28 protein-coding genes and 1 pseudogene are annotated in these 24,969 nt (G+C 42.4%); 7 read left to right on the plus strand and 22 right to left on the minus strand.

The genetic code is table 11. The annotated features are described in order from the left end of the window. Window positions 1-19: 19 nt before the first annotated feature. The 11 genes from MKY24_RS14390 to metH all read right to left on the minus strand — a co-directional run bounded on the left by MKY24_RS14390 (window position 20) and on the right by metH (window position 12,783). Window positions 20-1,006, minus strand: coding sequence for an SAF domain-containing protein (locus tag MKY24_RS14390; protein WP_075154275.1), 987 nt, complete (start codon window positions 1,004-1,006; stop codon window positions 20-22). Window positions 1,007-1,045: 39 nt separating this feature from the next. Then, window positions 1,046-2,539 carry a serine/threonine-protein kinase gene (locus MKY24_RS14395; protein ID WP_339202331.1) on the minus strand — a complete coding sequence of 498 codons (1,494 nt, stop codon included), beginning with the start codon at window positions 2,537-2,539 and terminating at the stop codon, window positions 1,046-1,048. Between the two features lie 181 nt (window positions 2,540-2,720). Then, on the minus strand, window positions 2,721-3,779 hold the full coding sequence (locus MKY24_RS14400; protein ID WP_339202333.1) for an SAM-dependent methyltransferase: 1,059 nt from the start codon (window positions 3,777-3,779) through the stop codon (window positions 2,721-2,723). A gap of 22 nt (window positions 3,780-3,801) precedes the next feature. Further along, window positions 3,802-4,575 carry an ATP-binding cassette domain-containing protein gene (locus MKY24_RS14405; protein WP_023988993.1) on the minus strand — a complete coding sequence of 258 codons (774 nt, stop codon included), beginning with the start codon at window positions 4,573-4,575 and terminating at the stop codon, window positions 3,802-3,804. Beyond that, on the minus strand, window positions 4,572-4,886 hold the full coding sequence (locus tag MKY24_RS14410) for a thioredoxin family protein (protein WP_023988994.1): 315 nt from the start codon (window positions 4,884-4,886) through the stop codon (window positions 4,572-4,574). Before MKY24_RS14410 ends, MKY24_RS14405 begins: the two co-directional genes overlap by 4 nt. Further along, complete coding sequence (locus MKY24_RS14415) at window positions 4,883-5,221, minus strand: cyclic-phosphate processing receiver domain-containing protein (RefSeq protein ID WP_339200240.1); 339 nt, start codon at window positions 5,219-5,221, stop codon at window positions 4,883-4,885. The genes MKY24_RS14410 and MKY24_RS14415 overlap by 4 nt, the downstream gene beginning before the upstream one ends. Before the next feature lie 72 nt (window positions 5,222-5,293). After that, a complete protein-coding gene (locus tag MKY24_RS14420) occupies window positions 5,294-6,142 on the minus strand; it encodes a deoxyribonuclease IV (protein ID WP_028541726.1) in 849 nt (282 codons plus the stop codon). Continuing rightward, window positions 6,132-6,950: a DNA-formamidopyrimidine glycosylase family protein gene (locus MKY24_RS14425; RefSeq protein WP_028541727.1), complete on the minus strand. Its 819-nt coding sequence runs from the start codon at window positions 6,948-6,950 to the stop codon at window positions 6,132-6,134. Before MKY24_RS14425 ends, MKY24_RS14420 begins: the two co-directional genes overlap by 11 nt. 70 nt (window positions 6,951-7,020) lie before the next feature. After that, window positions 7,021-7,869, minus strand: a complete 849-nt coding sequence (locus MKY24_RS14430; protein ID WP_339200241.1) for a TIGR01457 family HAD-type hydrolase — start codon at window positions 7,867-7,869, stop codon at window positions 7,021-7,023. 464 nt (window positions 7,870-8,333) lie between these two features. After that, complete coding sequence (gene rnz, locus MKY24_RS14435; protein WP_028541729.1) at window positions 8,334-9,263, minus strand: ribonuclease Z; 930 nt, start codon at window positions 9,261-9,263, stop codon at window positions 8,334-8,336. Between the two features lie 79 nt (window positions 9,264-9,342). Continuing rightward, entirely contained in the window at window positions 9,343-12,783 is a 3,441-nt protein-coding gene (metH, locus tag MKY24_RS14440; protein ID WP_339200242.1) for a methionine synthase, read from the minus strand. Between the two features lie 281 nt (window positions 12,784-13,064). Between metH and MKY24_RS14445 the strand changes: the two genes are divergently transcribed. Further along, entirely contained in the window at window positions 13,065-13,607 is a 543-nt protein-coding gene (locus MKY24_RS14445; protein ID WP_023989001.1) for a cupin domain-containing protein, read from the plus strand. 99 nt (window positions 13,608-13,706) lie between these two features. Here MKY24_RS14445 and MKY24_RS14450 read toward each other — a convergent pair whose 3' ends face one another. From MKY24_RS14450 to MKY24_RS14465, 4 genes are all read right to left on the minus strand, one after another. After that, a complete protein-coding gene (locus tag MKY24_RS14450) occupies window positions 13,707-14,501 on the minus strand; it encodes an HAD family hydrolase (RefSeq protein WP_339202335.1) in 795 nt (264 codons plus the stop codon). Between the two features lie 155 nt (window positions 14,502-14,656). After that, window positions 14,657-15,166 (minus strand): hypothetical protein, encoded by a 510-nt coding sequence (locus tag MKY24_RS14455; RefSeq protein ID WP_339200243.1) that lies wholly within the window; start codon window positions 15,164-15,166, stop codon window positions 14,657-14,659. 120 nt (window positions 15,167-15,286) lie between these two features. Beyond that, window positions 15,287-15,493, minus strand: a complete 207-nt coding sequence (locus MKY24_RS14460; protein WP_013310543.1) for a DUF896 domain-containing protein — start codon at window positions 15,491-15,493, stop codon at window positions 15,287-15,289. 108 nt (window positions 15,494-15,601) lie between these two features. Next, window positions 15,602-15,970: a LysM peptidoglycan-binding domain-containing protein gene (locus MKY24_RS14465; protein ID WP_071559624.1), complete on the minus strand. Its 369-nt coding sequence runs from the start codon at window positions 15,968-15,970 to the stop codon at window positions 15,602-15,604. A gap of 188 nt (window positions 15,971-16,158) precedes the next feature. Here MKY24_RS14465 and lexA point away from each other — a divergent pair, with 188 nt between their 5' ends. The 5 genes from lexA to MKY24_RS14490 all read left to right on the plus strand — a co-directional run bounded on the left by lexA (window position 16,159) and on the right by MKY24_RS14490 (window position 19,143). Further along, window positions 16,159-16,785 (plus strand): transcriptional repressor LexA, encoded by a 627-nt coding sequence (gene lexA / locus MKY24_RS14470; RefSeq protein ID WP_013310545.1) that lies wholly within the window; start codon window positions 16,159-16,161, stop codon window positions 16,783-16,785. Window positions 16,786-17,067: 282 nt separating this feature from the next. Beyond that, a complete protein-coding gene (locus MKY24_RS14475; protein ID WP_028541732.1) occupies window positions 17,068-17,370 on the plus strand; it encodes a hypothetical protein in 303 nt (100 codons plus the stop codon). A gap of 236 nt (window positions 17,371-17,606) precedes the next feature. Then, on the plus strand, window positions 17,607-17,771 hold the full coding sequence (locus MKY24_RS14480; RefSeq protein ID WP_177235818.1) for a hypothetical protein: 165 nt from the start codon (window positions 17,607-17,609) through the stop codon (window positions 17,769-17,771). Between the two features lie 41 nt (window positions 17,772-17,812). Beyond that, window positions 17,813-17,953, plus strand: coding sequence for a hypothetical protein (locus MKY24_RS14485; RefSeq protein WP_202404308.1), 141 nt, complete (start codon window positions 17,813-17,815; stop codon window positions 17,951-17,953). Window positions 17,954-18,651: 698 nt separating this feature from the next. Then, the gene (locus MKY24_RS14490; protein WP_023989006.1) at window positions 18,652-19,143 is read left to right on the plus strand and encodes a PLAT/LH2 domain-containing protein; all 492 of its coding nucleotides are present in this window, start codon (window positions 18,652-18,654) and stop codon (window positions 19,141-19,143) included. An 855-nt stretch (window positions 19,144-19,998) separates the two neighbouring features. Here MKY24_RS14490 and MKY24_RS14495 read toward each other — a convergent pair. From MKY24_RS14495 to MKY24_RS14525, 7 genes and pseudogenes are all read right to left on the minus strand, one after another. After that, window positions 19,999-20,106, minus strand: a complete 108-nt coding sequence (locus MKY24_RS14495) for a hypothetical protein (RefSeq protein ID WP_023989007.1) — start codon at window positions 20,104-20,106, stop codon at window positions 19,999-20,001. 122 nt (window positions 20,107-20,228) lie between these two features. Beyond that, window positions 20,229-20,336, minus strand: coding sequence for a hypothetical protein (locus tag MKY24_RS14500; RefSeq protein ID WP_023989008.1), 108 nt, complete (start codon window positions 20,334-20,336; stop codon window positions 20,229-20,231). Between the two features lie 655 nt (window positions 20,337-20,991). Beyond that, window positions 20,992-21,261 (minus strand): CPCC family cysteine-rich protein, encoded by a 270-nt coding sequence (locus MKY24_RS14505; protein WP_023989009.1) that lies wholly within the window; start codon window positions 21,259-21,261, stop codon window positions 20,992-20,994. A gap of 122 nt (window positions 21,262-21,383) precedes the next feature. Further along, window positions 21,384-21,620 (minus strand): hypothetical protein, encoded by a 237-nt coding sequence (locus MKY24_RS14510; protein WP_068942636.1) that lies wholly within the window; start codon window positions 21,618-21,620, stop codon window positions 21,384-21,386. A gap of 137 nt (window positions 21,621-21,757) precedes the next feature. Then, complete coding sequence (locus MKY24_RS14515) at window positions 21,758-22,144, minus strand: hypothetical protein (RefSeq protein WP_028541735.1); 387 nt, start codon at window positions 22,142-22,144, stop codon at window positions 21,758-21,760. Window positions 22,145-22,158: 14 nt separating this feature from the next. Then, window positions 22,159-23,304: a hypothetical protein gene (locus tag MKY24_RS14520; RefSeq protein ID WP_254347420.1), complete on the minus strand. Its 1,146-nt coding sequence runs from the start codon at window positions 23,302-23,304 to the stop codon at window positions 22,159-22,161. A 153-nt stretch (window positions 23,305-23,457) separates the two neighbouring features. After that, a pseudogene (locus MKY24_RS14525) lies at window positions 23,458-23,704 on the minus strand (YolD-like family protein). 887 nt (window positions 23,705-24,591) lie between these two features. On the opposite strand from MKY24_RS14525, the gene MKY24_RS14530 reads away from it, so the two are divergent. After that, window positions 24,592-24,924 carry a hypothetical protein gene (locus MKY24_RS14530; RefSeq protein WP_023989013.1) on the plus strand — a complete coding sequence of 111 codons (333 nt, stop codon included), beginning with the start codon at window positions 24,592-24,594 and terminating at the stop codon, window positions 24,922-24,924. Window positions 24,925-24,969: the final 45 nt, after the last annotated feature.

A 24,969-nucleotide genomic window follows, 5' to 3' on the forward strand; every position in this document is an offset into this window, starting at 1 on the left:
TCCGTTCCTTTTCTCTCATTTATTTGGCATACGGATCAGAGCTTCCGTCCTGCGTCAGAATCTTTGTTTGTTCTTGATGATCCTGCTCGTTCTCATATTCATTTCTTGTATCATCATTTCCGCTTGCTGGGTTTTCTATAGTAGCACCCGCATGCTGAGCTGCAATTTCCTCACTCAGACTCCTTTCCACAGGTGTTGAAATCACACTGTTTGATGAATTAATTGCATTTTCAAGGGAATCCCGCAGCTGCTTGGACAGCTTTTGTTCAGCAATGTGTATCAAATTCGGATCACTATTCATTAACGCTAACACCTGCGCATTGGGCGGATAGGTCGGGATTGCTTTGGGCTGAAATTGGGGATCGACATATGTCAGAGCATAAATGGATGCTTTATGCAGATAGGCATCAACAATCGCGCTCGAAAGCGATAATATTTCCTGCTCATTCAAAGTGACCCAGACAATTGGACCTTCCAGTCGGGAAATCTTCTTTTTGGATAATAGAATGTAATCCTGACCTGTTGGAAATTGAATGCGAATATCCACTTCGTCCCCCGACTTCAGGCTGTTGGGTAGTACCACCACCTTTAGCTCACGGTTGCGTAAATCTTTAGGTGTGGGTTCATCAGCAGTTATCATAGCCGATGTAAGCACAGATCCTTTTTTAAGCTCAATCTTGGCTGTGGTTCCGGAAACTTCACTTTTATCTGCCAGCAAATTTGATGGAGCCTGAGAACCGGGAACTTTAATTCCCTTCAAATCATTAGATGCAATCTGTTCACCTGGAGAAATGTCACGGACAACCACCCAGCCTTGTTTTGCGGTTCGTTGCTCCTGTTCATACACTTTCCATTTCAGTTCTGCCTCTACCTCAGCCTGTTTCCTGACCTCATTCATTTGATGGATATTAACCATAAGGTAGCCGGCAAAGATAATGCCAACAATCCCAGCGCCAATGCAACCGGCGTATAGTTTTTGTTTACTGCTTTTTCTTAGCTTGGACACACAACTTCTCCCCTGCCTCTTTTGATATATACCTTCTATCTAGCGCCGTCGCTTAAGGAATACGAAGCGTCTTCTCCGGGTATCTGGAATGACTCCGCGAAACAGCTCGTCCAACACCTGATCCATCTCATCATCCGGTTCGAAGGGGTCTGAGTGGAACGGTAGAGCAAATACTTTATCGTGATCCAGCTCCTTACGAAGCCTGCGGGCCGCCTCCGAGGTTGCCAATGGCAAGCAGTAATTCCATTTGTGCTGTGGATGGCGCTGAAGAGATCGGGCTAACCCTGCTATATCCTGAACTCTCCATTCGGCCCCTGAGCCAACGACGAGCGGATAATCGGCTCTCAAGAATTCTTCCAGTCGTTCATTGTCCTGCCCACTCCCCAGGTCCAGTACGATAAATCTATAGGAACCACCCAACAAAGAAATGACATCCGCACGAGATGTTTGTCGCCAGTAATGTACTCCATCGACTTCAAAACGCCGACTTGAACTCGATTGTCCAACAGATGTGCCTTCTACGACTTCTTGAAGTCGGGCAAATGCTTTGGCTGTGCTGTGCAGCTCAACCAAAGCTACGGAGCGGGACCTTCGAGCCAGATAGTGGCTCACCGCAATTGCTGTATGCGTAGCACCGGAGCCGGCAGATACACCCAGTACAGCCACTACCCTTGTACCTGCATAATCCATTGAGGCATCATTAACGGATATTCCTTGTTGAGCAGGCTGAAAATCAGCACTGTGCCGCAGTTCTCCAATGACCTCCCCGGCAGATTGAAATCGTTCCTCAGGATGCTGACGCAGCAGTTTTCGAATCACTGGGATCAAATGGCGGGGCAATTCTCCGCGAATATACCCTTCTACTCCCACAGTCCACTCGCTATATTTGCCTCCTGTACAAAGATACAATAGCAGCGCTCCCAAACTGTATAAGTCTGAACGAGCATCCGTCTGACCAGCTCCATATTGCTCCGGAGCAGCGAAGCCCACTGTGCCCAGCTTTACCGTATCTTGATCCACTTCAGCCTTATAGCTCCTCGCTATTCCAAAATCAATCAGTATAAATTCCATTTCCGGTGTCAGCATAATATTCGTTGGTTTCAGATCCCGGTAAATGACTGGCGGTTGACGGGTATGCAAATAGTCCAACACATCCAGTAGCTGCAAAGCGAATGGGACGATTTGCTCCTGTGGAATATAGCCTTGGTAGCCCTTCATGTATGCTTCCAGCGTAATTCCTTCGATGTAATCCATGACCAGATATACCGCACCAGATGGAGGATGCTCAAAAAAATCAACAATTCTCGGTAAACGTGGATGGCTTAGCGAAATCAGCATCTCTGCCTCCGTGCGTACAAGCTTCATAACTTGTGGCCCGGCAACCGACTCCTTCACCGCCCATTGCTTGCCTGGCAGTTTTAAATCCTCTGCCATGAACACACGGCTCATTCCTCCCGAACCCAATGTGCGAACAATACGGTACCGCTCACCGATAATTGATCCGAATTCCAACTGTGATGGTTGCTTCATTATTCTCCTACCTCCTTTCTCAAGCAGACAACGCAAAAAAGGGAAAGCTGCCGCAAAATCAAATTTCCATGTCGTCATGAAAACCGTTTTCGCGGGATGCTTTCCCTTGATTTAAACGTGATTATTATTTTTAAAGGAACAATTTGGATTTATTATATAGCATACCTGTATCCATTGTAAAGTATTATTTTCCATACTTGATCATGTACAGGGTGATCTCATCTCGGTTATGGAATAGCTGCTTAGCTCGTTGAATCTGCATGCCGGACTCTTCAAATGAAGCAATTACATCATGAATGAGCGCCAAAGGCTTTTTATGCATTAGCTTGACCGTAACGATAGCAGTACCACCACTTCGCAAACTATATAGTAAATCAGTAACGAGCCTTGCCATTTGCTTAGGACTCCAGCTCATATCACAAACCAGCAGATCGAACGAATTCTCTTTAAATTTGACTTCACTTGCATTTTTACGCAAAAAAGTCAGATTGGCGTACTTCATCAGTGATGGCTCCATCTTTGCCGGATCAACCGCTGTAACTTTCAGTCCCCGTTCCAGTAAGAAGGAAGTCCATCCACCCGGTGCTGCCCCAATATCCAGTCCCTGATGGAAAGCGGCAAAATCTATGCCGAACGTTGCTTCTGCTTCCAATAGCTTGAATTTGGCACGAGAAATTTGTCCATCTTCTTTTTGAAAACGAACCGCGCCTCCGCTCCAATCCGATAGATTGTCCTCAGGACGCGATATACCTGCATACCACGTATCTGTATCTGCAAAAACGGACACAATAAGATCGGCGCCTTGTACTGTCTGCTCCATAGGTAGATCACTTAATTGTTCACTCAAAGCCTGCTTGAGCGCACCTGCGCTTTCAATCCAACTGCTATTAGATCCTTTGCGCACTTGTAAAGAAACACGTTGATCCATCAGTTCCTTGCGGTTACGGATGAATGCAACCAGACGCTCCTGTACCTGAACCAGGTCCGTTCCTTCTTCCTGAAAATGAACAGGAAATAAGTGACGTAAAAACATCGGCGGCTGACCTGTAATTGTCCTCACTACCTCAATTTCTTCCGCAGGTAATGTAGCCAGAAAAATTTCACCAGGTAAAAGCATCGTGCTTTTAACAGAGCCAAATATTCTTCTAAGCTCCTCTTGAGCATAGGGTGCAAAACCGTGATTGGCTGTACAAACAAATCTTGATGATGACAAAGTAGATTCACTTTGTTCATCTGTACTGATATATAGTTCCTCCAAAATAACATTACCCTCCAGTGCACACCCGAATCCAGGGGCGTTCTCCATCCCAATCCAGCTCAACCGGAACTTCATATGTGTGCATAATCAATTCTTTCGTTAAAACTTCCTTTTTCGGGCCAGCTGCTGCGACCTTACCATCACGAATCAATGCAACATGCGTAAAGAGGGGGACAATCTCCTCAATGTGATGAGTCACATAGACCACTGATAACTCCCGCTTGCGGAGCCGATCAATCTCGACCAGCATTTTTTCCCGCTCAAATAGATCCAACCCGGCACAAGGCTCGTCCATAATTAGCAGACGAGGTTCTGCCATCAGTGAGCGGGCCAGCATCACCTTTTTACGTTCTCCTTGAGATAACGTCCCCAGCGGGTGATGAATCAAGTCGCCTAAATTCATACCCTCCAGCAAAGATATGGCCTTTTCTTTTGCCTCTGTCGGAATTTCCTGATAAAAGCGCAAAAAAGCATATGCACCTGTAGCAACGACTTCCCAAACGGGATCTTTTAGCGCCAGCTTTTCCAACAAAGTCTGGCTGATATATCCGATTTGTTTGCGAACTTCCCGCACATCACATTGACCATACATTTGCCCAAGCACTTCAACCGTACCACGACTTGGAAACATATACCCTGTCATCATTTCCAGCAATGTTGTTTTACCGGAGCCATTGCGACCCAGAATAGCCCAATGTTCACCTTCTCGTATGTCCAGGCTTACATCGTCCAAAATCCGTCTTTCTTCCCGCTGCAACGTAATGCTCTTCATGGATATCATTCCATCACGCTCCTTATTTTGCTCAGCAAGTGTTCTACAGATTCCATTTTGTAGATGATTTCAGGATTTTTGTTTTCACCATTATATATAAGAAGCGCGGGAACACTGGATATCCGGTACTCCTGTACCAGTTCAGGAATATAGTTAATGTTGCTCTGCACCACTGCTTCTTCAGGGAGCAAATACTCTGCTACCTCCAGCATTTTACGGGCAGCCGCGCATGTTCCACACATGGGAGTGTACACAAACAAAGCCAGCTTGCATCCCTCCCATATGGCACGGCGCACCTCTTTTTGTCCGATCTCTTTCATCGTTCAGACTCTTTTCTGATCTCTCGCATACGCTCCTCGGGTATGGGCCCGTTATGCACGGTGACTCCCTCTGGCTTATTCGCATAGAGTAGCTCGTACATGGCTCGCCGCCCCTCTGGACTGGAGGAATGCAAGTAAATTTCACGTGGATATAACCGTTTCTCTGCGATAGCAGCAGCCACATCCTTTCCCGTAGGCTGACCTGGACCCAAATCATAATCTAGCGATAGTATTGAAATAGGGTATTCATGAAGTAGCAGTAGACACTCATCCGCATCTCTTGCCAGCTTAAAGCCCGGAGGACAAGGCCGATAATCGTCCATAAACAAATACATCAACTTCTCCTCCTTTTTCCCATAAATGCAAGCTCACAAGCCTCAAAGATAGTTATTACCAATCAGACCGATTTACTCCCAGCTTAGAATCATTTGAATATCCTCCTGATGTGTCCCATCAGGTCCCGTCCCACTCTCCAAAACGATAGGAATACCTCTTACAGCATCCTGATCTGTCATCCAACGCATTCCTTGAGTACCAATGTAGCCTTGTCCCACACGGGCGTGTCTGTCTTTTTTAGAGCCATACGGGTATTGAGAATCGTTCAAATGAACTCCGCACAGAGCTGACCAATAGCCGAGACGATTCCCTTTTTCGATCAAAGCCTCGTCCATTCCACCGTTCCATAATCCCGCTGCATACGCATGACAAGTGTCCAAGCAAAAGCCGATACTGTCAGGATTCTGGCACAACTGACGGATTTGCACCATTTCCTCAAGCGTGGTTCCCATGGGCCCGTGATCCCCCGCCTGATTTTCAATCAATATTTTAGCTTTTCCTTGCCAGCCTTCCAGCACATCATTAAAACAGTTAATAATGTTACGATAGCCCTCTAGTGGGTCTGACGAATGCATATGCCCAAAATGAACGACGATCCCTTTTGACCCACAGGCTTCAGCAATATCCAGATCATTGCGTAATGAAGCAATCGTCAGCTCATAAAGTTCCTGGCCACGCTCGGACCCATTAGCCGGATTAACGGGATATGGCGAATGAGCAATGGATTGAAGCTGGTGCTCTAAACAGTAAGCGTTGCAAGCAGCAGCATCAGTAGCACTCCATTCCTTCAGCCTAAGACTACGAGGATTTTTCGGGAAATATTGAAATGAACGTCCCCCCTGCTCTCGCGCACGCATAGCGGCTTTGGAAAAGCCACCACGCGTACTCACATGGGAGCCGATTAGCAATTTAGGCATCATGCTGCTGTACCGGGCAATAAAATGCTTTTTTCCCCGCCAGTTCAACCCTTACAATTTTTCCGCCACTTGGAGATTCTTCTCCTTCGCGGTCATATACTCGACACTGATGATCAAATCCACCTGTTAGCGTGTCCCCCTCCATTAGAGGCATTTCCATGTACCCGCCTTCCGCAGTAGCTTCACGTAGTACGGATTGAGTGGCATGATATAGTTTTTCCACTTTTTCTGGGGACTGCACAATGTTTTGTACTTTGGAACCCGGTGTAAATCCGGCGATATAAGCAATTTCGTCTGAATAACAATTGCCAATACCCGAAAAAATCTGCTGATTCACCAGCGTTGTTTTCAAAATCCCCCGGCGTCCCTTCAGACGTGCTGTAAACTTTTCCAAAGTCATGCGGCGGTCTAACGGATCAGGTCCCAGGTCTGACAAAGCTTCTTCTGTTTCTTTAGCCGTTAGCAAGTGCAGATAACCTAAGCGCAGTCCGATAAAATAAAGCTTTAATCCACTAAAATCTAATTCGATCTGAACTGTACGATCTGGACGCTGCTCCTCCGTTCCCAGATATAACAGTCCTCCCAACATCAGATGAAGTACGAGCCGCCCGCCCGTGTTTAAATGAAAAATCAAATGCTTGCCTCGACGCTCTAAATATACAACGGTCGTTCCCAGCAATTGCTTCTCAAACGTTTCCACTTCAGTATTAATGGACTTTTCACGGCTAACCGTCACTCCAGTAATCGGAATGTCCAAAATTTGTTTTGATAATAAGATTCTGTAGTTTTCCATTTCAGGAAGTTCCGGCATATCAACATCTTTCCTTTCGTAGCTACATAGCTTTTAATTCTCGCAAGTTTTGTAAGACATATACTTTCTATTATTTCAGCTCTTCTTTCATCCAGTCCTGCAGTTCAGCGAGATTTTCAAACATCAGGTCAGGTTTCACTCCAACGGTATGCACATGTTCATCCATATTAGCGCGGGTCGTCACGCCCGACAGGATCAGAGCTGTTTTACAACCTGCTGCTGCACCTGCCGCAATATCTGTAAGCATATTATCGCCCACAACCAGAGCTTCATCCGCCCTAATGTTTAAGCGGTTCAGCGCATAGTTCATCAATACGCTTGAAGGCTTACCGATGACAATAGGCTTTACCTGTGAAGCAGCTTCAATTGCAGCTCCAATCGTACCTGCACCTGGCGTTAGCCCATCATGTGAAGGCAATTGGAGATCCGGGTTTGTCAAAATAAAAGTTGCTCCTTCCCGAATCCAACGCATGGCAGCGGCCAGCGCATCATATGTAAATTGACGATCTATCCCCTGCACCACATAATCAGGATGGTTCTCAACAAGCTGCAAACCGGCTCCTGTGAGTGCATCGCGTAATCCTGTTTCACCAATACAATAGACACGAGCTCCAGGACTTTGCTGTGCAACATATTGTGCAGCTGCTAACGCCGAAGTATATACTTCATGGCTGGCCGCTTCAATTCCCATACCAACCAAATGCTCAGCCACCAATTCGGGTGTACGTGAAGCATTGTTTGTAACATAAGCATAAGGTATCTGGTCTGTACGCAATCGGGATATGAACAGATCCGCACCCTTGATCATCCGATTTCCATGATAAAGTGTTCCATCCAGATCAATTAGTAACGATTTTATCGCAATCCCCTCCCCCACTTCAAATCCATTCACATCATAGCATTGAAAATTATAATTCATCCCATGAACGATGTTCTCCTTCTTATTTAACCACCTTAATTATTCAGGTCATTAAATAATCGGCCGTCTCCATTCATCTCATCTATCTTAAGTCAAAAATGCTTATGAAGTCCATGAATTGCTGGTAAACCCTCCAAAATGGCGCCATTCCTCGCTAAAAGCCGTCGCTTTCACATGACATAAGTTCACTTCTTCGTCGAAATCCATCGAAGGAGCTATTTCCTCAAAGGAAATCTCCTGTATTTCCTGGTCATACTCAAGAAATAGAATCCTTTAAATTCGATATATAGAAACTCGAATATGACACGCCTCTATATGTGGTAGAACAAATTCATCCCCTACCACCGTGTACGGGTTCTCATCTCTTGTCGCATCCTGCGCTTTCCCGGAAAATAATTTGGGTGAAAAACAAAGGCACCGGGGCTTGCCCCGGCACCCATGCACATATCTTCTCCAATCGTTTATTAACCGATATCAGGTACCGATAACAACACATGCTGCTCCGCAAGCAATGAATTGGGAAATATGCTTCGCGCTTCCTCCAGCAATGGCTGAAGCTGCTCCTGATCTTTATACCTAGAACTAAAATGCGTCATGATTAGCTGACCCGCACCTGCGGCTTTTGCAGCTTCCGCTGCTTGAAGCGCCGTACTATGATGATACTCGTATGCTGTATCTGACAGTTCATGCAGAAAAGTGGCTTCATGAACGACGACAGTTGCATCTTGAGCCAGCACTACCGTATTCGGACAAGGTCTCGTATCCCCTAAAATCGTGATGATACGCCCTTTTTTCGGCGAACCCAGTACATCCTGAGGATGCAAAATAACTCCACCTTCTACCTCCACGCTTTCCCCACGCTTTAACTTACCGTACACCGGGCCGGGCTTAATACCATATCGCTCCAACAGCTCTTGGTTAAGCTTACCGGGCTTATCCATCTCTACAACTCGGTAGCCATAGCTGTCGATCCGATGATCCAGTAAAGCTGACTCCACCCGGAATTGACCGTCATCAAACAGAACCCCGCCCGTATGCTCCACAATATGTAGTTGGTAATTGATACGCGATTGGCTGATCCCTAAAGATAGCTCGATATATTGCTGGATTCCAGGCGGTCCATATACCGTCAGTGGTGTCGTTCCCCCCTGATACGCCCTGCTCGACAGCAGTCCCGGCAGACCGAAAAGATGATCCCCATGCAAATGGGTGATAAATATTTTTTCAAGTCTGCTTAGTTTGAGCGGCGAACGCAATACCTCTTGTTGAGTGCCTTCTCCACAGTCGAACAGCCACATGCTTCTTCGTTCTTCCAACAAACGAAGAGCGATGGACGTTACATTTCGCTGAATCGTAGGCACCCCTGCATTTGTACCGAGAAAATAAAATTCCATAACATTAACCTTCTTCCTGCTGACCAGCAAAAAACCTCCGAAGCTCGGAGGGTATTTGCTATCCTATCTGATAAAGGTGTTAAACCTTTTCGACGTTAAAATACTGCGCCTGAGGGTGGCTGAACACCATGGCTGATACAGAAGCCTCCGGTTCCATCATAAACCCTTCCGTCAGCTCAACGCCAATATCCTCAGGTTTTAACAACTGGAACAACGGCCCCTGATCCTCCAGATCTGGACATGCCGGATAGCCAAAGGATACCCGTATGCCTTGATATCTGGCACCGTGTCGCTGTTTCATTGTCATATCGGCAGGGTCTGGGAACCCCCAGCTATCCCTGATAATATGGTGAAGCCGTTCCGCTAACCCTTCTGCTACTTCGAGTGCTACCGCTTGAAGTGCATGCGAGCGCAGATAATCCCCTTTATCTTTCCACCGGGTAGATATCTGCTGAATCCCATGACCAGCTGTAACGACCATGAAACCTACATAGTCCATAACCCCGGATTCCACTGATTTCAAGAAATCAGCCAGACATAGATAAGGCTCTACCTGCTGGCGCGGGAATGTAAATGTGTGCAGTACCTTGCTCACATCCGACGGATCATAGATCAGAATTTGATTTCCTTGGGACTGCGCTGGAAAGAAACGATACATAGCATGTGCCTGGATGATTCCGTCCGTCACAGCTTCAAACATGATGCTGTCCACGGTTTCCTTCAACTGAATCGCTTTCGGATCTTCCGAAGCCAGCAGCTGCTCAACATTGCCTTTTAAACCAAGATGATGCCCCATTAGCATTTGCATATTCACGTAAGGCAAAATATAATTCAGTGGATAATTACGCAGTACATGACGATCCGTATCTGGTGGAATATAGACGGGCAGATCCTGAGCAATGTTAGAGCGCACAGCTCGAGTGAGCTTAGGGAGCGGCTTGGCTTCCACTACTATTGCCGCTTCAGCCTCCCGCTCAGCCTCCATGTCCTCAGCCATTTTTTTGCGGGACTCAGGATTCATAAGCTTGTTGGCAATATCCAGCCCATCCATAGCATCCTTTGCATAGGCAACCAGACCATCATACTCAGGACGGATACGATTTTTAGTGAACTTACGTGTTAAAGCAGCTCCACCAACCATTATTGGAATATCAATATTCGCATTTTTCAAATCCTGTGCGGTCAGCACCATTTGTTGTGCCGATTTAACAAGCAGTCCGGATAAGCCAATCATATCGGCCTTTTCTTCACGGTAAGCCTCAATAATGCGTTCTGGTGGTACTTTTATACCCAGATTCACGATATGGTAACCATTGTTGGATAGAATAATCTCCACCAGATTCTTACCAATGTCATGCACATCACCTTTGACTGTAGCCAACAAAATCTTACCTTTTACTGAGGATTCATTCTTCTCCATGAACGGCTCTAAATAGGCTACGGACGCCTTCATCACTTCAGCGCTTTGCAGCACCTCCGCAACAATCAGTTCGTTATTGTTAAACAGTCGTCCTACTTCCTCCATCCCCTTCATCAGCGGGCCGTTAATAATCTCCAGCGAAGAATATTTCACGAGCGCTTGCTCCAGATCCGGAATGAGTCCCTCCTTACTTCCCTCGACTACATAGGAAGCCAGTCGTTCTTCGAGCGAAAGGTTTGATATCTTTTCTTTTTTCTCCACTTTCTTGTTACGGAAAGCTGCTACAAAAGCGGATAAAGTATCGTCATTTGTTTTATAGATCAAGTCTTCCGCAAGTTTCCGCTCATGCTCTGGAATGGATGCATAACGTTCAAGCTTCTCAGTGTTTACAATCGCATAGTCCAGACCTGCTTTGGTGCATTCATATAAATAGACGGAATTGAGCACTTCACGACCCGCTTCCGGCAAACCAAAAGATACGTTACTGATGCCCAGGATGGTATGCACCCCGGGAAGCGCTTCTTTAATAATGCGAATGCCCTCAATGGTTTCCTTAGCTGAACCGATATATTGCTCATCACCTGTTCCTACTGGGAATACGAGCGTATCAAAAATTAGATCCTCCGCTGCCAAACCGTAACGGTTCACCAACAGATCATAAGAACGTTTAGCTACCTCAAGCTTATCCTCACGTGAAATAGCCTGTCCGCGTTCATCAATTGTTCCAACAACAACAGCGGCGCCGTACTTATGAATAAGAGGAGCCATTTTCTCAAATTTCTCTTCACCATCCTCCAAATTAATGGAGTTAATTATTGCCTTGCCTTGCGAATATTGAAGTGCTGTATCAATGACTTTAATATCCGTGGTATCAATCACTAAAGGTACCTTTACCTTGTTTACAACCAGTTTCAAAAATGCTTCCATATCCGTCATTTCATCGCGATCCGGGTCCTGCACACAAATATCAATGACATGCGCTCCGCTTTTTACCTGAGCACGGGCAATTTCAGATGCCTCTTCATATTTGCCTTCCACGATCAAACGCTTGAATTTGCGGGAGCCCAGAACATTCGTTCGCTCACCAACCATATACGGACGATTGTCCTGTTCAATATATACAGGCTCAATGCCCGATACGGCAGGAGGATGATGACCTACCAGCGGACGCGGCTCAAACTGCGCCATACTTTCACTCATAACTTGAATATGCTCAGGCGTGGTACCACAACATCCCCCGGCAATATTCAACCAGCCTTTTTCAGCGAAAGCAGCCATTTTACGTGCTAATGAATCAGGCGATTCATGGTATTGGCCATTTTCATCGGGCAATCCCGCATTTGGATAACAGCTAATAGCTGCAGAGGACATTTCAGACAGAGAGCGAATATGATCACGCATAAACTCTGGACCTGTAGCACAATTCAATCCAATCGAAATTGGGTGCAAGTGTTCCAGTGATATGCAAAAGGATTCGATATTTTGTCCGGCCAATGTCGTTCCCATAGGCTCAATCGTGCCTGAAATCATTAGCGGAAGCTCGATACCTGTCTGCTCAAAAGCTTGCCGAATTCCGATGCTTCCAGCTTTGACGTTAAGCGTATCCTGTGAGGTCTCCAATAGCAGTACATCGACCCCGCCTTCAATAAGCGCCAAGGCCTGCTCTTGATAGCTTTCAATCAGTTCAGCAAATGTAACCCCACCTGTGACAGACAAGGTTTTCGTGGTTGGGCCCATAGCTCCTACTACAAAACGAGGCTTGTCCGCAGTGCTGTATTTATCCACCGCGTTACGCGCCAGTTTGGCCGCCACCAGATTAATTTCACGGGCACGTTCTGGTATATCGTAATCCGCCAAAACGACGGATGTTGCTCCAAATGTATTCGTTTCAATTAGATCTGCTCCGGCCTTCAAGTATGCTTCATGAATCCCTTGAATGACATCCGGTCTCGTTAAGACCAGCATTTCATTACAGCCCTCCAGCTCTTCCCCACCAAAATCATCGGGGGAAAGGTCTTCCTGTTGAATCATGGTGCCCATGGCCCCATCAAGAAGGAGTATTCTTCGTTGTAATGCATCCTGCAAGCTAACTTTATCCAAATTTCTTCACCCCCGCAAAACGTTAAATCCTAGTTTAGCAGAAACCGTATCATTTAGATAGATTGAAGTAAAAACATACGTTTTATACAGGTTGTTCTTTGTAAAAATGACTTCTCTTATCCATTTTTATAGTTTGTAGCATTATAGAGCGTACTTAACCCTGCATCCTTTAGCTATGGTCATTTGCATTATAAAATGTTGAAATCCTGTATTGTACAACGTTTCAAGACATGGTATTCTTTATACAACATTAATCCAAGTGGAAAAGAGGGAATATATATATGGCCGAAATCTTAATACGTAATACCAATGAACGAATTAGCGGTGAAGAACAAGTACGTGAATTTCTGGAGAGTCACGAGATATTGTATGAACATTGGGATGCTTCCAAATTGTCTGGTGAGCTGCAAGAGAACTTTACCTTAACAGATGATCAAAAGGCCGCTGTTCTCAAAACATTTGAACCCGAAATCAAGGATTTAGCCGCACGTCGCGGATATAAAATATGGGACGTTATCACTTTATCTGAAGCAACGCCGAATTTGAACGAGCTGCTGGCCAAGTTTGAGCAAATTCACACCCACACCGAGGATGAAATCCGTGCCATTGTCGCTGGTAAAGGCATCTTCATCATTAAAGGCCCTGAAGAGATCGGCTATTTTAACGTAGAGCTTTCACCGGGGGACGTTATCTCCGTACCTGAAAATATACCTCACTTCTTCACTTTAATGGAGAATCAAAAGATCGTCGCAATCCGCTTGTTCATCGAAGAAAATGGCTGGATTGCCGAACCGTATGAAGATCCAACCTTCATTAAAGCATAATTACGAATTTATCCTTGTGTGAATAAAAAAACTCCCTCTGCTCTGTAACAATAGCGAAGGGAGTTTTCTTAATACTCGTTTCTAAAGACTATTGATTTCTTAGCTTAACGATTGAATAATTCCGTCCAATTCAGACAGATGCTTGATTTGGAACTTCGGCTTGATCTCTGTGGTATTGGTTTTAGTGTTTCGGTTCACCCAGACCGAGTGTACACCTGCTGCCAACGCTCCTTGAATATCAGTCGTCAGTTTATCTCCTACCATTAAAGCATGTTCAGGCTCAATACCAAGAAGCCCCAAAGCATGCTGGAATATAGACGGATCAGGCTTGCCTCGACCAAATGAACCTGAAATGACAACATGATCAAAGAAAGGAGCTAATTGAGGAACTCCATCCAGTTTCTCCTGTTGTAGATCAGGGGAGCCATTTGTCAGCAATAACAGCTTGTAATGTCCCTTCAATTGTTCTAAAATCTCGAACGTTTCTTCATATACATGTGGACGCGCGCGTCTTTCCGAAGCAAATTGGGTAGCCAGCTTTTCCGCCAACTTCTCATTATCTATCCCTAGTTGCTGGAGTCCTCTGCGCCATGATTCCTTTCGATAAACAGGGGCCAACTGTTCCAATTGGCGGAATTCAGGTTGCTCACCTGCTGTAAAATTCGCCCACAATCCTTCAAACGGATTAATGCCGATCATTTGAGTAAAACTAAAGGTTTCATAGGATTCATACAAAGCGCGTGCTTCCTTACGTACGGCTTCCTCCAGAGTTTTTGGATCAACGCCTGCTTCACGGGAGCCTGTTTGACACGCTGCATCAAATGCCTCTTCTACACTACGTTCATCCCACAAAAGGGTATCATCAAGATCAAACATTACCGCCTGAATCGTCATCTGAATTATCCACTCTCTTTCCACAGTATATGTACGCCTATTTGCTTGATTAAGCATTTGAATCGTTATGTGTGCCCATATTAAGCAAGCGGCCGCAGCATGTTATATGAAATAACATCATACGGCCTTTGTTACAGAGCTACAGGCTAAATCAGTTATTTCTTGTCTACCTGTATCTGATTGGATAGCGCAAACTTCTCAAGTCGCTCTGCAATGGCATCCGTGTCATAGCGACCTAATGATTTTGTGAAAATAAAATTACCACCCTTACCTTTTCTTTCAACGGTTACGTAACCCTTTTCAATCTTGATGGCTTTCATGTCCCCTGCCGTCATTGGACGTTTTCTACCACCTTTCAGCATATAGAGAGTATCCTTTCCCACTTTCAAATAAGGACGACGGATGAAAAAGATAACAGCCAGCATCAAGTACAGGCCGAATACAAGCCAATCCATCCCTCGCATACCGGTCTTAGTCAAAAAGTAACTCATAAGCATGTACAATACAGAAAGACCAGCCAGCATAATTGGCACAGTAATGTTACGGCCACGGAAAATATCCATTGTAGAACCTGCGCCGCTAATGGTTTGAATGCCTTGCTTTTTGCGCGATTTATTTAAATGCGCTGTGTTTTTGCGTACTTTTCTTTCAAATGATCGGGCCATCTCTCAATTCCTTCCCAGATATATTACATTAAAACAATTGCCTCAAAGCTGATCTATATAGATACCATAAAAGGTACCTAAAACAAAAGGCAAATTGCAGGCTTGGGCACTTTAACAACATTAATGCTTCAGCCCGTCATTTCCTTTCGATGTATCATCGTCCACAAATTCAATCGTCTCAAGCTGCTGCCGAAAATTACGGCGAATGTTACCTAAATAAATTTCCCGTAGATTGGCGCGCTCTGTGGCTTCCTCTTCCGTCAAACCCTCGGATTTTGCTTTGCGCGCTAATTCATTAATGCGCTGTACCAAGCTGTCTATATCCAAATTGTGTCCCCTCCATAAAAGCAAAGATATAATACACTTTGACATGTAGAAAAGAGCTTGTCAAGGCTCCCGTATTACGCTCCCTGACAAGCTCTAATAGTCTAAAGATCAGAAGTTAGGAAGCTTGAGTACCTGACCTACTTGCACTCCCCGATCCTCCAAACCGTTAATCCGCACAATTCCTTCTATATATACCCGTGTATCCATTCGTTCCGGTTTATGATTTGCGGCAATCTCCCACAACGTATCCCCAGGTTGTACGGTCAGTTTAGTCACTTCTTCCTTGGAAGCTGAAGGTGCCGCGAAAACTGTAAGTACACCTGCCCCTGCAATCCAAGCAACAATCACTATAATAAGAAGCTTAAGTAAAAGAGTATTGGTAATAATCTGCATAAAACGTGCCCTACCCTCTTTTCGAGTCTCCTGTAAATTTTCTAAATTCATCGGAAAAATACTTTGATAAGTGCTATATTTCATCATTGGCTGTGTCCTCCAAACGTTTGTTCTTATGTTTTCACAATATAACACGAACATTTGTTTTGTTCAATAGAAAAGAGAACAAAAGTTCGTAATTATTTTTAGGGATTATTTAGAACTTATGTTTGTACGAACGGAGGTTCTATGCTATAATTTTCCCAAACGTTACTAAATGGGGTTGATACGGTATGTCTAAGATTTCGAGCCGCCAGCAGGCCATTCTTGAATTTATCCGCAATGAAGTGCGTCTAAAGGGATACCCCCCTTCTGTACGCGAAATAGGCGAGGCTGTCGGATTAGCCTCCAGTTCTACGGTTCATGGTCATTTGGATCGTTTAGAGAAAAAAGGACTCATTCGCCGCGATCCTACAAAACCACGGGCTATTGAGTTACTCGGTCAAGACGAATCGGATAACAGCAACTTGATTAATTACTCCATTAGTCGTGTCCCCGTCGTCGGCAAAGTAACTGCTGGCCTTCCTATTACGGCGACAGAAAATATTGAAGATTACTTTCCTCTTCCCCAACACTTTGTTGGTGAGGATAAAATATTCATGTTATCTGTTGTAGGCGAAAGCATGATTGAAGCTGGTATTGCTAACGGAGACTATGTAATCGTACGTCAGCAGCAGACCGCTGATAATGGTGATATTGTTGTAGCTATGACAGATGAAGACGAAGCTACAGTTAAAACCTTCTACAAAGAAAAGGATCATATCCGGCTTCAACCTGAAAATCCAGCCTTTGAACCGCTTCGCCTGACACACGTCAGCATTTTGGGCAAGGTTGTAGGACTCTTCCGGGACTTCCACTGATTTCTCGTTCTTTCTGCCCCGTTATTCTATCCACTAATATAAAACCGGCTGCCTAGGGCAAGCCGGTTTTATATTGCTATTATGTTTATTATGTATCTCACAACTTTTTTTTCATTTCAGCAACCTATCCCTATTTTTTCTACTAAAAATCAGCCTCCTCATCTCAAATAATTCCCCACTGACCTTGAGCAGCTATACTGTCATGGGCAAAACTAATAGATCTTTCTTTATTTTAGATAAATATGGTATATTAATTACTTATAGCTCTGTAGGAGGAATTAAATGAAAAAAATTATAATTTCAGCGTTTGTTGTGATATTTATCGCCATAAGCTGTGTAGTTCCAACAATGGATCATTTGTATGCAAAAGAGAACTCCCACATAACAACCTACGACCGTATTAAGTATATACAAATACTTATCCATTTCAGGTATTTAGAAAAGCAACTCGAAGCTGTAATTTTCGAAAGAAATAATTATCCAGAAGACAGCCAAGAATATAAACAGCTCTCTGAACAACTGAATCATATTCTTGCTCAAGAGGCGTACTACGAGAAAAAACTTAACACTCTTAATAGTAAATAATTTTCATACTAACTGCCTATTATCTTTATCTACACTATTAGACTCATGCCGACCTGCCTATAACATTCTCCTGCAACGTAAAGTTGAAAAGGCGAAGACAGGTTCGCATGAGTTTTTTTATTAACCATTAGGAATATAGGTACTAGCTTCTTTTTGCTTTTAATAGATTTATGCTGATACATTACTATCACAATTGACATATGTATATAGCAGAACTAAGCAAAGGAGATATGCAGATGATCAGAAATAGAGTTAAAACGTATAAGCATCGCATCGGGAAAAACAGATATCTGGTCGTTAAAGTCTTTCAAGCCGCAGCTGCTAAAACAGGAAGCGGAAATGCACTAGCAACCAATGCCTTGAATATCAAAATTGCCAAGCGTAAGCATAAACGCCACTAAGATTTAACCGTACCTTCATTTCTTTGAAGGGAGGTGATAATATGAGCAGAAGACATTGCAGACGTGATTTGAGAAGAAGAAGATCAAACATCCGTTCCACTCAAAGAGCCATTGCGCGTGCAAGAGGTAACGCACTGGCTGTTAATCTGTTTAGCGTAAATGATAGACAACGCAGACGCTAATAATCGTTTTCAAGCAAAAGCGGGAAGAATTCTTCCTGCTTTTTTTGTGTTAAACGATACACCAACTCCTAAATTCCATAGAACTGCTAAATTCAGTTGCCTTCCTTTTAAATACCATCGACATATTCAACTATGCTTCCACTGGTTAAAACAGAAGCGAAATAGTACCCAGTCAAAGCAGCAGCATTCTTGACTCAAATACTTTGTGTACAACTGACCACACCTATAGCCCTCAAACTTGTTTCAGCTTTTTTCACTTAAGTATTCTGGCTGTAAATCCGTCCAGGGTTTGTACGCTGCTGCATTGTTTGCTCAATTTTTTATTTTTAAATTTTATAAGGCCCCACTTGCCCACCACCGTATTCCACAAGCTCCATCATATCCTACTCAACGGATGGACTACAGATGCTCTTATCTGACTTAATGCAGCTGAAAACAATTCGATATTCGATCAACTCTTCATATGTATGATTCATGTTGGTCACCTCGACAATTCATTCTGGATAAGCGCTAAAAATCCTTCTCTAAATAATCATCTCCTTACATGATTATTAGAAAGCTAATATCCGACACATAAAGATAAAATACAACAAACAAAGACAAGAAAAAAATTTCTCTTCACAACCAATGAACTATATACAAATACATTACACATGTATAACATTAAATACAAATACTAGAAAGGTGGTAACAATTTAATGAAAAAAGTATCTTTACTAGCATCAGTAGCAATGCTTATCTCATCTGTAGCTTTTGCTGCACCTTCTTTTGCAGATCAGGTCACAAGTGACACTTATAGTTCATTACAAGACTCAAATAGAAGTATAGAGTCTGTTACGCCTTTTGCTAATGTTGAATATGTCGTTACTGTAAATACGGCCAATCTCAAAGATGCTGGAACAGACTCGAACATCTCTATAACTCTGTATGGTTCTAATGGAGATTATGCTACCGCTACACTCAATGGTAGCTTTGAACAAGGAGATTCCGATACAACAAGAATCAGCACTAGTAACCTAGGTGACATCAGAAAAATTACTATTAGAACTGATGGATCTGGGTATAAACCAGGTTGGAAAATCGCTAATGTCAAAATATCTGGAAACGGGAAAACTTTCTCATTTGCAGGTCCTAACCGTTGGCTTGGTGACGGCGGTTCCGCAGATTCCGAAACACTTTTTCCATCCTAAAACAAATATTCATACAAAAGACTCTGTCGATATTTGGATAGAGTCTTTTAGTTTTGGATGAATAATCCTACTAAAATTGTATCGCCGTAATTATAACCCCATCTCAAGAATCAATTTTAAGAATAAACTCACTAATGGGAAAATGTTATGTAATTTTGCTATATAAACAAAAGCTAAGAAATGGCCGCTGGAAAAATATATTGAATCTACTAAGAAAATCATAGCTTTAAAAAGAATTCAAGCATCAAATCACAACACCTAATTTTTTCGATTTAGCATGTCTCTTTTAGTCTCAATACTTTTAAGTTGATCATGTACATTTTCGAATATTGGATTATTATTTCCATCTACCTGACTTAGCGTAGCTGCGAACAGTTCGGTATTCTACTTTACCAATTTGTACTTATGATCAACAGTTACATTACTCTCTTGTATTTTCACAATAATCTCATCCCCAATAGCCGCCAGTGAAAGCAATTAACCCTCAAGCCAATTCTCTTATCATAGGATACCTCCAAAGTATAATAAATCTTCTAAATACTATACTGAAAGATGTGTCAAAGTATCGTGCGTATTATCGCAAATAAAAGACTCATACCAGTTATTGTTGCAAACTAATAAAGCCCTATCTGAGATTAAATTTAGGTATTAGGAAGGATTGTACCCATTCAATGAAACATTCCCCTTCTTACAAAATACAATAAGCGCAAATCTATTATGGCAGGAAATCCACCAAGTATTCGCCAAAAGAGAAGCGAATACTGTAGCTATTGCCAAATAGCTTATGCGCTCATTGAGTTCAACTATTTGCCATCCATGAGTGAAGTGGTATTATCCAACAGTTCTTTTCACGAATTAAACCCAAAGTGATTTAGTGATGATAACTAAGAGAATAAAGAGCACTAAAATTGCCGCTGTAGAAGTCCATACACCGCCGCCACCTGCACCTTCATATGCACCCATGTCTTAAACCTCCTTTATTTGTCGTTCACCTTAATATATGTATAAATACGTTCAGTGATAGGGCATGCAGGTAAACAAAACAAAGGCTCACACCCAGATAAACCGGTAGAGCCTAATAATCTTTATAAAAGAATTAATTTCAAGATGATTACCAACAATATGAAGAGTGCCAAGACAGCAGCTATCGATGTCCAAATCTTCCCGGCCGTCTCTTCGTAACCTCTTTCTATTCCTCTCACACGTAACGCCTCCTTTGTTTACTCCACAGGCTATGCGAGGTCTTGTTTATGGGATGGACTTCTAGGAAAATAAAAACACTTTACCAGCGTACCCAGCAAGGTGCCACTGATGAAGAACTTTTACTATTGCCACAACTAAAGAACAACAAGAAGGACTCCTACAGCATTTAGCTGATAGAGTCCTTCTTTATATCTGCCTTAATTCAATTTAATTGCATTGAGTTATGGCTTCGAGTATATATTTTTCACTCCTCAAGACTCAATTAATGAATTCTACTATATTCCAAAACAATAAACATCCCGTCAGCGCATGCCAGTAGGGTATCACCCATTCTTTCGGATTATGCAACGGTTTGGTGATATTTCAAAAGAATTTATGTAAGGTCAAGCTACTCGCCTTACGATATTAAACGTTCTGTCCAGTTCCAAGTACCTTGGCTTGTTACTTTGATCTTATCCCCAACGATAAAAAAGGCCGTTTTTGTGGTGGAATCCCCGAAGAAGCCCTTGTACCACTCTTTGCCTGGCTAATCGATTAAACCCTTCGGCGCGTTCCAGTGCCACCCCACATATCTATATTTGCTCCTTCAAAAACTTCAAGAAAATTCCTCTTAACATTAGATGGCAAGTAGAACTAACGTTTCAGTTAGTTATAGGGTTCCCAGTTCGTATCGCGTATATCTTTATCTGAGGCTTTTCTCACAAACTCTATGCATTTTTCTTCGCAAGCGCCAAATACTTTATAATTTTGCTGGCCCTGTCTTAAAGATACTATGTTTGCCCCACCATCATAATCAGGATCTGCAAACTGAATACCATCATCTTCCCAAAAACAAATTTCACAAATATCATAGGTTCCAGGCGGTTCATCGTTTAAGGTTTTGTAACCACAGCAAGGACAAGTATATTTTCCCACCGCTATAAGACCTCTCCTTATTATGTATCTATTTTTTGTTCTGTCAGCCAGTTATGTGAGTCCTTCATTACTTGTAATTTAAGGAGATAGGAAGATCTCTTTCGGATAAATCGCTTTAAACATCAATATATCGGTCTGTATATCCTGTCTGTATCTGTATCAATCACATAACCAACCTCTGTGTCATCTTCAAAACGCAATCGATTAAAATTATGAAGTCGACAAAATATATCAGGTAAATCTCTAATATTAAGAGTTATCATTTTTGCTTGTATATACTTTTGATATAGTTCTTCTTGTGTGCATTGGTGACCAGTAATCAAATTTTGAAAAAAGTGACCTTCAATTTTAATAATCATAAAATCACCACTGGTGGTTAACCATTCTTTATAAATTTAGAATACTTACATAACAATTACTCAACTAAAGCGCATATTAACTTAACCTTAGTGAACAAATTAAAGCTCCCTTTCTAACACATTTGCTATGATAACTTCTATTTTTCTATTAATTTATTGAATATTTCTCTATCTTTGGAAGTAAAGTCGGAAATCCGTTTCTTTTGCTCGTACGTGTTGGTACTTGAATCCAATTTAATGAAGCCTTTTTCACCAACCACGTATACGATATTTTTTTCTATTTTATAAGACAGAACGTTATCAATCACTGAATTTGGAGCTTCAATTTGATGAGTGTATAGTATTGGAGGCTCACCGGCTCCTCCTCCTCTGTAAATCTGAAAAGTCCCATCTCCAAAAAACTCTAACGTATCTTTGCCATATGGGTACTTCCTGATTGTGTCGTCTCCAGAATTTGCCAGAAAAATTAAAGTAGTAGCTATAACTAGTAGAGAGATCAAAATGTAGATGTATCTGCGCTTCATCTGCACTTCACACCTCACTTCCAAGCCTTTTTTGTATCAGTTACTGTAACATAAGATGTATACTCATTGAGTGTTCCCCATGATTCCATTAAATTTGTTAGGTTGGCCGCAGCCCAACCGAGCTTGTTGTCCCCAGTAAACATTTGTTTAAAATTATATTCAAAATTATATTTATCATAATATATTGTAGTAATTTCCCATTGTCCTTTTACATATGTTCCATCTATTTTGTACTTCATTTTGTGAAAAGCGTTATACAAATCTCTGTCACTTTCAATTGCAATAGACCCCTCACTTGAAAAACTTTTAACTTTTTTGTCGTTAGCTTTTTGTACTGCTTTATCAATTACATACATATTATGTTCTTTGGATTTTTTAATTTGCTGCGCCTCATACGACCACTCATTAAAGTGTAAATGTCCTGGTTTGTAATCAAGGGAATGTTGAAGTAAATTGGCTGTGATGTCCCCGTACTTCTTTCGAGCTATAGGAACAGCTACTAATGTAAATGCTTTACGATCAGGAAAATGTATTACAGTGTCTGTCGAATCTTTTACCTTCTCTACGCCTCGTACCCAAGTCTTTTCTAGTTCTACCATAGGATTTTCAAACGGAAAAGTATTATTTCCTGCATACACTAACATATTCTTACTATATGCGCCTTCTAGTATTTTTTGCGAGACATCAGGCTGATCCTGTTCTCTTGTTTCCTTAAGTTCTAACTGAGGAGTGTACTGAATTTTTCCCAATTGATCTTCTTTTTGTTTTAAAACAAGTTCAAACTCAAGAATCTCTTTGCTGGTATCAATTTGTTCTTGATACTTATCTACATAAGCGTGTGTAAACGTAATATCACGGATCGCGTTTTCATTTCTCACGACTTGGATGTTACATTTTCGATAGTAGTCCTCACTATCAGGTTTATATTCTGCGTTTGCCCATGTGTACAGCATGTTGGAATTATCCGCATTGTATATAACTGAAGGAAGCGAATGAAGCGGAATTTTGCTTCGAATATGTAGCGAATGAGCCAAGTTTGTAGACTTAGCTGAAAGGTTTATGGAACTATTATTCTTATAAGTAAAGCCAGTGATCTCACCTTTTATAAACTCGATTGGTTCACCACCGGATTTACGTTCTATTCTTAATGAAATGCTCATTGAGATAATCTCCTCTATTAATTCAATCTATTTTCGCAGGAAAAATTTATGAAAAAATAATTTCCAAATATTAATATATACGAAAAATATTAAATAGTAAACATATTTTAACTTGGTAAAGGACGTAAAAAAGACCCGGTTACCTAGGGCCTTTTATGTACTTGCAGAAATAATATCCTCCAACTTAATCCAGCTAAAATCATCCTCACCGCGTGACAGCCGTACGTGAGTTGTAGGAATCTATTAGCGCTTGTTCGATTAGCTGCACTTCCTGATCATCCAACTCTGGCTTGCCGCGCCCTTGACGGTCTTTCATGAGCTTTAGATACGCTTCCTTATGTTCCAGTATGAAGATGCAGCTGCTTTCCCATAATCCATTACCTTCGAGTCTTTTTGACATGTATGTAGGCTCCTGATGTGTTATGCACAAATTATATTCTGAGTACAAAAAATAAACTCCAGATCATTGGAGGTTTAATAACGTATAATGCCTATTTCCAGACGAGGAAAATGTAATGATCTTTTGGTCACCATCCCAGCCCTCTATGATTACAATATAGAGCGCATATCGCTCTTGTTGTCCCCTTCTTCCCAAAGCCAGCAACCGCGCGCCTTTATGTCCACTACACTGCTACCTGTCTTTATCTCCAGTTCCATCATGTTGGGCACCCGTCTTCGCTCAGCAGAATTATTGTAGAGTATTGGAGTAGCGTTCGATATCAGGTAACAAAGCGTTCAACTTTTTTGTTACCCGGCGTTTCCGTATACTATACAGATCAGAACAATGAACGACGAAAGTGGACACAACTATTATGCAACAACAATAGCGGAATAGACGGTTGCCAAAGTTACACTAAACTTTTGCAGAAGTTTACGATGGCGCACGTAAAGCCATGGAAAGAATATGGGGGCGATATTCCTGAGCCAATAGGATAAGACAAGAACAGCAGTAAATTTAATGTGTGTATTCCTAAAAGCCTACTCGTCCATTGTCAAAAGGGGCTACTGCCGAAAATTCTCCCTTGAACCAGCATTGCCTTTACAAATTGAGCAAATGAGGGATTTACAATAAAGTTCGGACCTCCCCCCCATTAACCCAGCCTAAACAGACGCATCGCAGTTCGTGCCAACCTCAAACGGCAGGTCATTCACCCCATTGGTGCCAAGATGCCAAAGGCTGAGGATAGCTGCGAGTTCCCAAAAAACAGTGTTCAATAAAGCGTACAATCGCAGCACGTTAGTTACATTTAACTAATCAGGAAATTATCCAAGTAGGAGGAAATAACCATGGCATTTGAAGGTTATAGAGAAGACAAGCGAGAACATTGGTTTGACTGGCCATTCCCCTTGTCGGTATCAATACTGTATGTGGATGCGGATGTAGATCTAGATGTAGATGAAACAGAAACGAAATGGTACCTCATTGACGAACAAGAAAAACACTTGATCCGAATTAGGGATGAAAAACAAATTGAACTGCTTCATCACTGCATGTATGGAGTCTTGTTAAATGACGAGAAGATCAACTGGATTATTGATAAAAATGGCGGTAGATTTACCTATCATGATGGTGTGGAAGATTATATCAAATCCCAGAAAGAATACCTTGATACATTATAAGAGGCGTGAACAGTTAAAAGCTCTACCGACCAATTAAGGTTAGCA

It is taken from the genome of Paenibacillus sp. FSL P2-0322 (assembly GCF_037975315.1).
Classification (GTDB): Bacteria; Bacillota; Bacilli; order Paenibacillales; family Paenibacillaceae; genus Paenibacillus; species Paenibacillus polymyxa_B.

Bases quoted from the DNA above. Each gene is read 5' to 3' on its own strand.
- MKY24_RS14405 (WP_023988993.1), bottom strand. From the start codon at position 4,575: ATGATATCCATGAAGAGCATTACGTTGCAGCGGGAAGAAAGACGGATT.
- MKY24_RS14410 (WP_023988994.1), bottom strand. From the start codon at position 4,886: ATGAAAGAGATCGGACAAAAAGAGGTGCGCCGTGCCATATGGGAGGGA.
- MKY24_RS14415 (WP_339200240.1), bottom strand. From the start codon at position 5,221: ATGTATTTGTTTATGGACGATTATCGGCCTTGTCCTCCGGGCTTTAAG.
- MKY24_RS14420 (WP_028541726.1), bottom strand. From the start codon at position 6,142: ATGATGCCTAAATTGCTAATCGGCTCCCATGTGAGTACGCGTGGTGGC.
- MKY24_RS14425 (WP_028541727.1), bottom strand. From the start codon at position 6,950: ATGCCGGAACTTCCTGAAATGGAAAACTACAGAATCTTATTATCAAAA.
- MKY24_RS14430 (WP_339200241.1), bottom strand. From the start codon at position 7,869: ATGAATTATAATTTTCAATGCTATGATGTGAATGGATTTGAAGTGGGG.
- rnz (WP_028541729.1), bottom strand. From the start codon at position 9,263: ATGGAATTTTATTTTCTCGGTACAAATGCAGGGGTGCCTACGATTCAG.
- MKY24_RS14445 (WP_023989001.1), top strand. From the start codon at position 13,065: ATGGCCGAAATCTTAATACGTAATACCAATGAACGAATTAGCGGTGAA.
- MKY24_RS14450 (WP_339202335.1), bottom strand. From the start codon at position 14,501: ATGACGATTCAGGCGGTAATGTTTGATCTTGATGATACCCTTTTGTGG.
- MKY24_RS14455 (WP_339200243.1), bottom strand. From the start codon at position 15,166: ATGGCCCGATCATTTGAAAGAAAAGTACGCAAAAACACAGCGCATTTA.
- MKY24_RS14465 (WP_071559624.1), bottom strand. From the start codon at position 15,970: ATGAAATATAGCACTTATCAAAGTATTTTTCCGATGAATTTAGAAAAT.
- lexA (WP_013310545.1), top strand. From the start codon at position 16,159: ATGTCTAAGATTTCGAGCCGCCAGCAGGCCATTCTTGAATTTATCCGC.
- MKY24_RS14475 (WP_028541732.1), top strand. From the start codon at position 17,068: ATGAAAAAAATTATAATTTCAGCGTTTGTTGTGATATTTATCGCCATA.
- MKY24_RS14480 (WP_177235818.1), top strand. From the start codon at position 17,607: ATGATCAGAAATAGAGTTAAAACGTATAAGCATCGCATCGGGAAAAAC.
- MKY24_RS14485 (WP_202404308.1), top strand. From the start codon at position 17,813: ATGAGCAGAAGACATTGCAGACGTGATTTGAGAAGAAGAAGATCAAAC.
- MKY24_RS14490 (WP_023989006.1), top strand. From the start codon at position 18,652: ATGAAAAAAGTATCTTTACTAGCATCAGTAGCAATGCTTATCTCATCT.
- MKY24_RS14495 (WP_023989007.1), bottom strand. From the start codon at position 20,106: ATGGGTGCATATGAAGGTGCAGGTGGCGGCGGTGTATGGACTTCTACA.
- MKY24_RS14510 (WP_068942636.1), bottom strand. From the start codon at position 21,620: ATGATTATTAAAATTGAAGGTCACTTTTTTCAAAATTTGATTACTGGT.
- MKY24_RS14515 (WP_028541735.1), bottom strand. From the start codon at position 22,144: ATGAAGCGCAGATACATCTACATTTTGATCTCTCTACTAGTTATAGCT.
- MKY24_RS14520 (WP_254347420.1), bottom strand. From the start codon at position 23,304: ATGAGCATTTCATTAAGAATAGAACGTAAATCCGGTGGTGAACCAATC.
- MKY24_RS14530 (WP_023989013.1), top strand. From the start codon at position 24,592: ATGGCATTTGAAGGTTATAGAGAAGACAAGCGAGAACATTGGTTTGAC.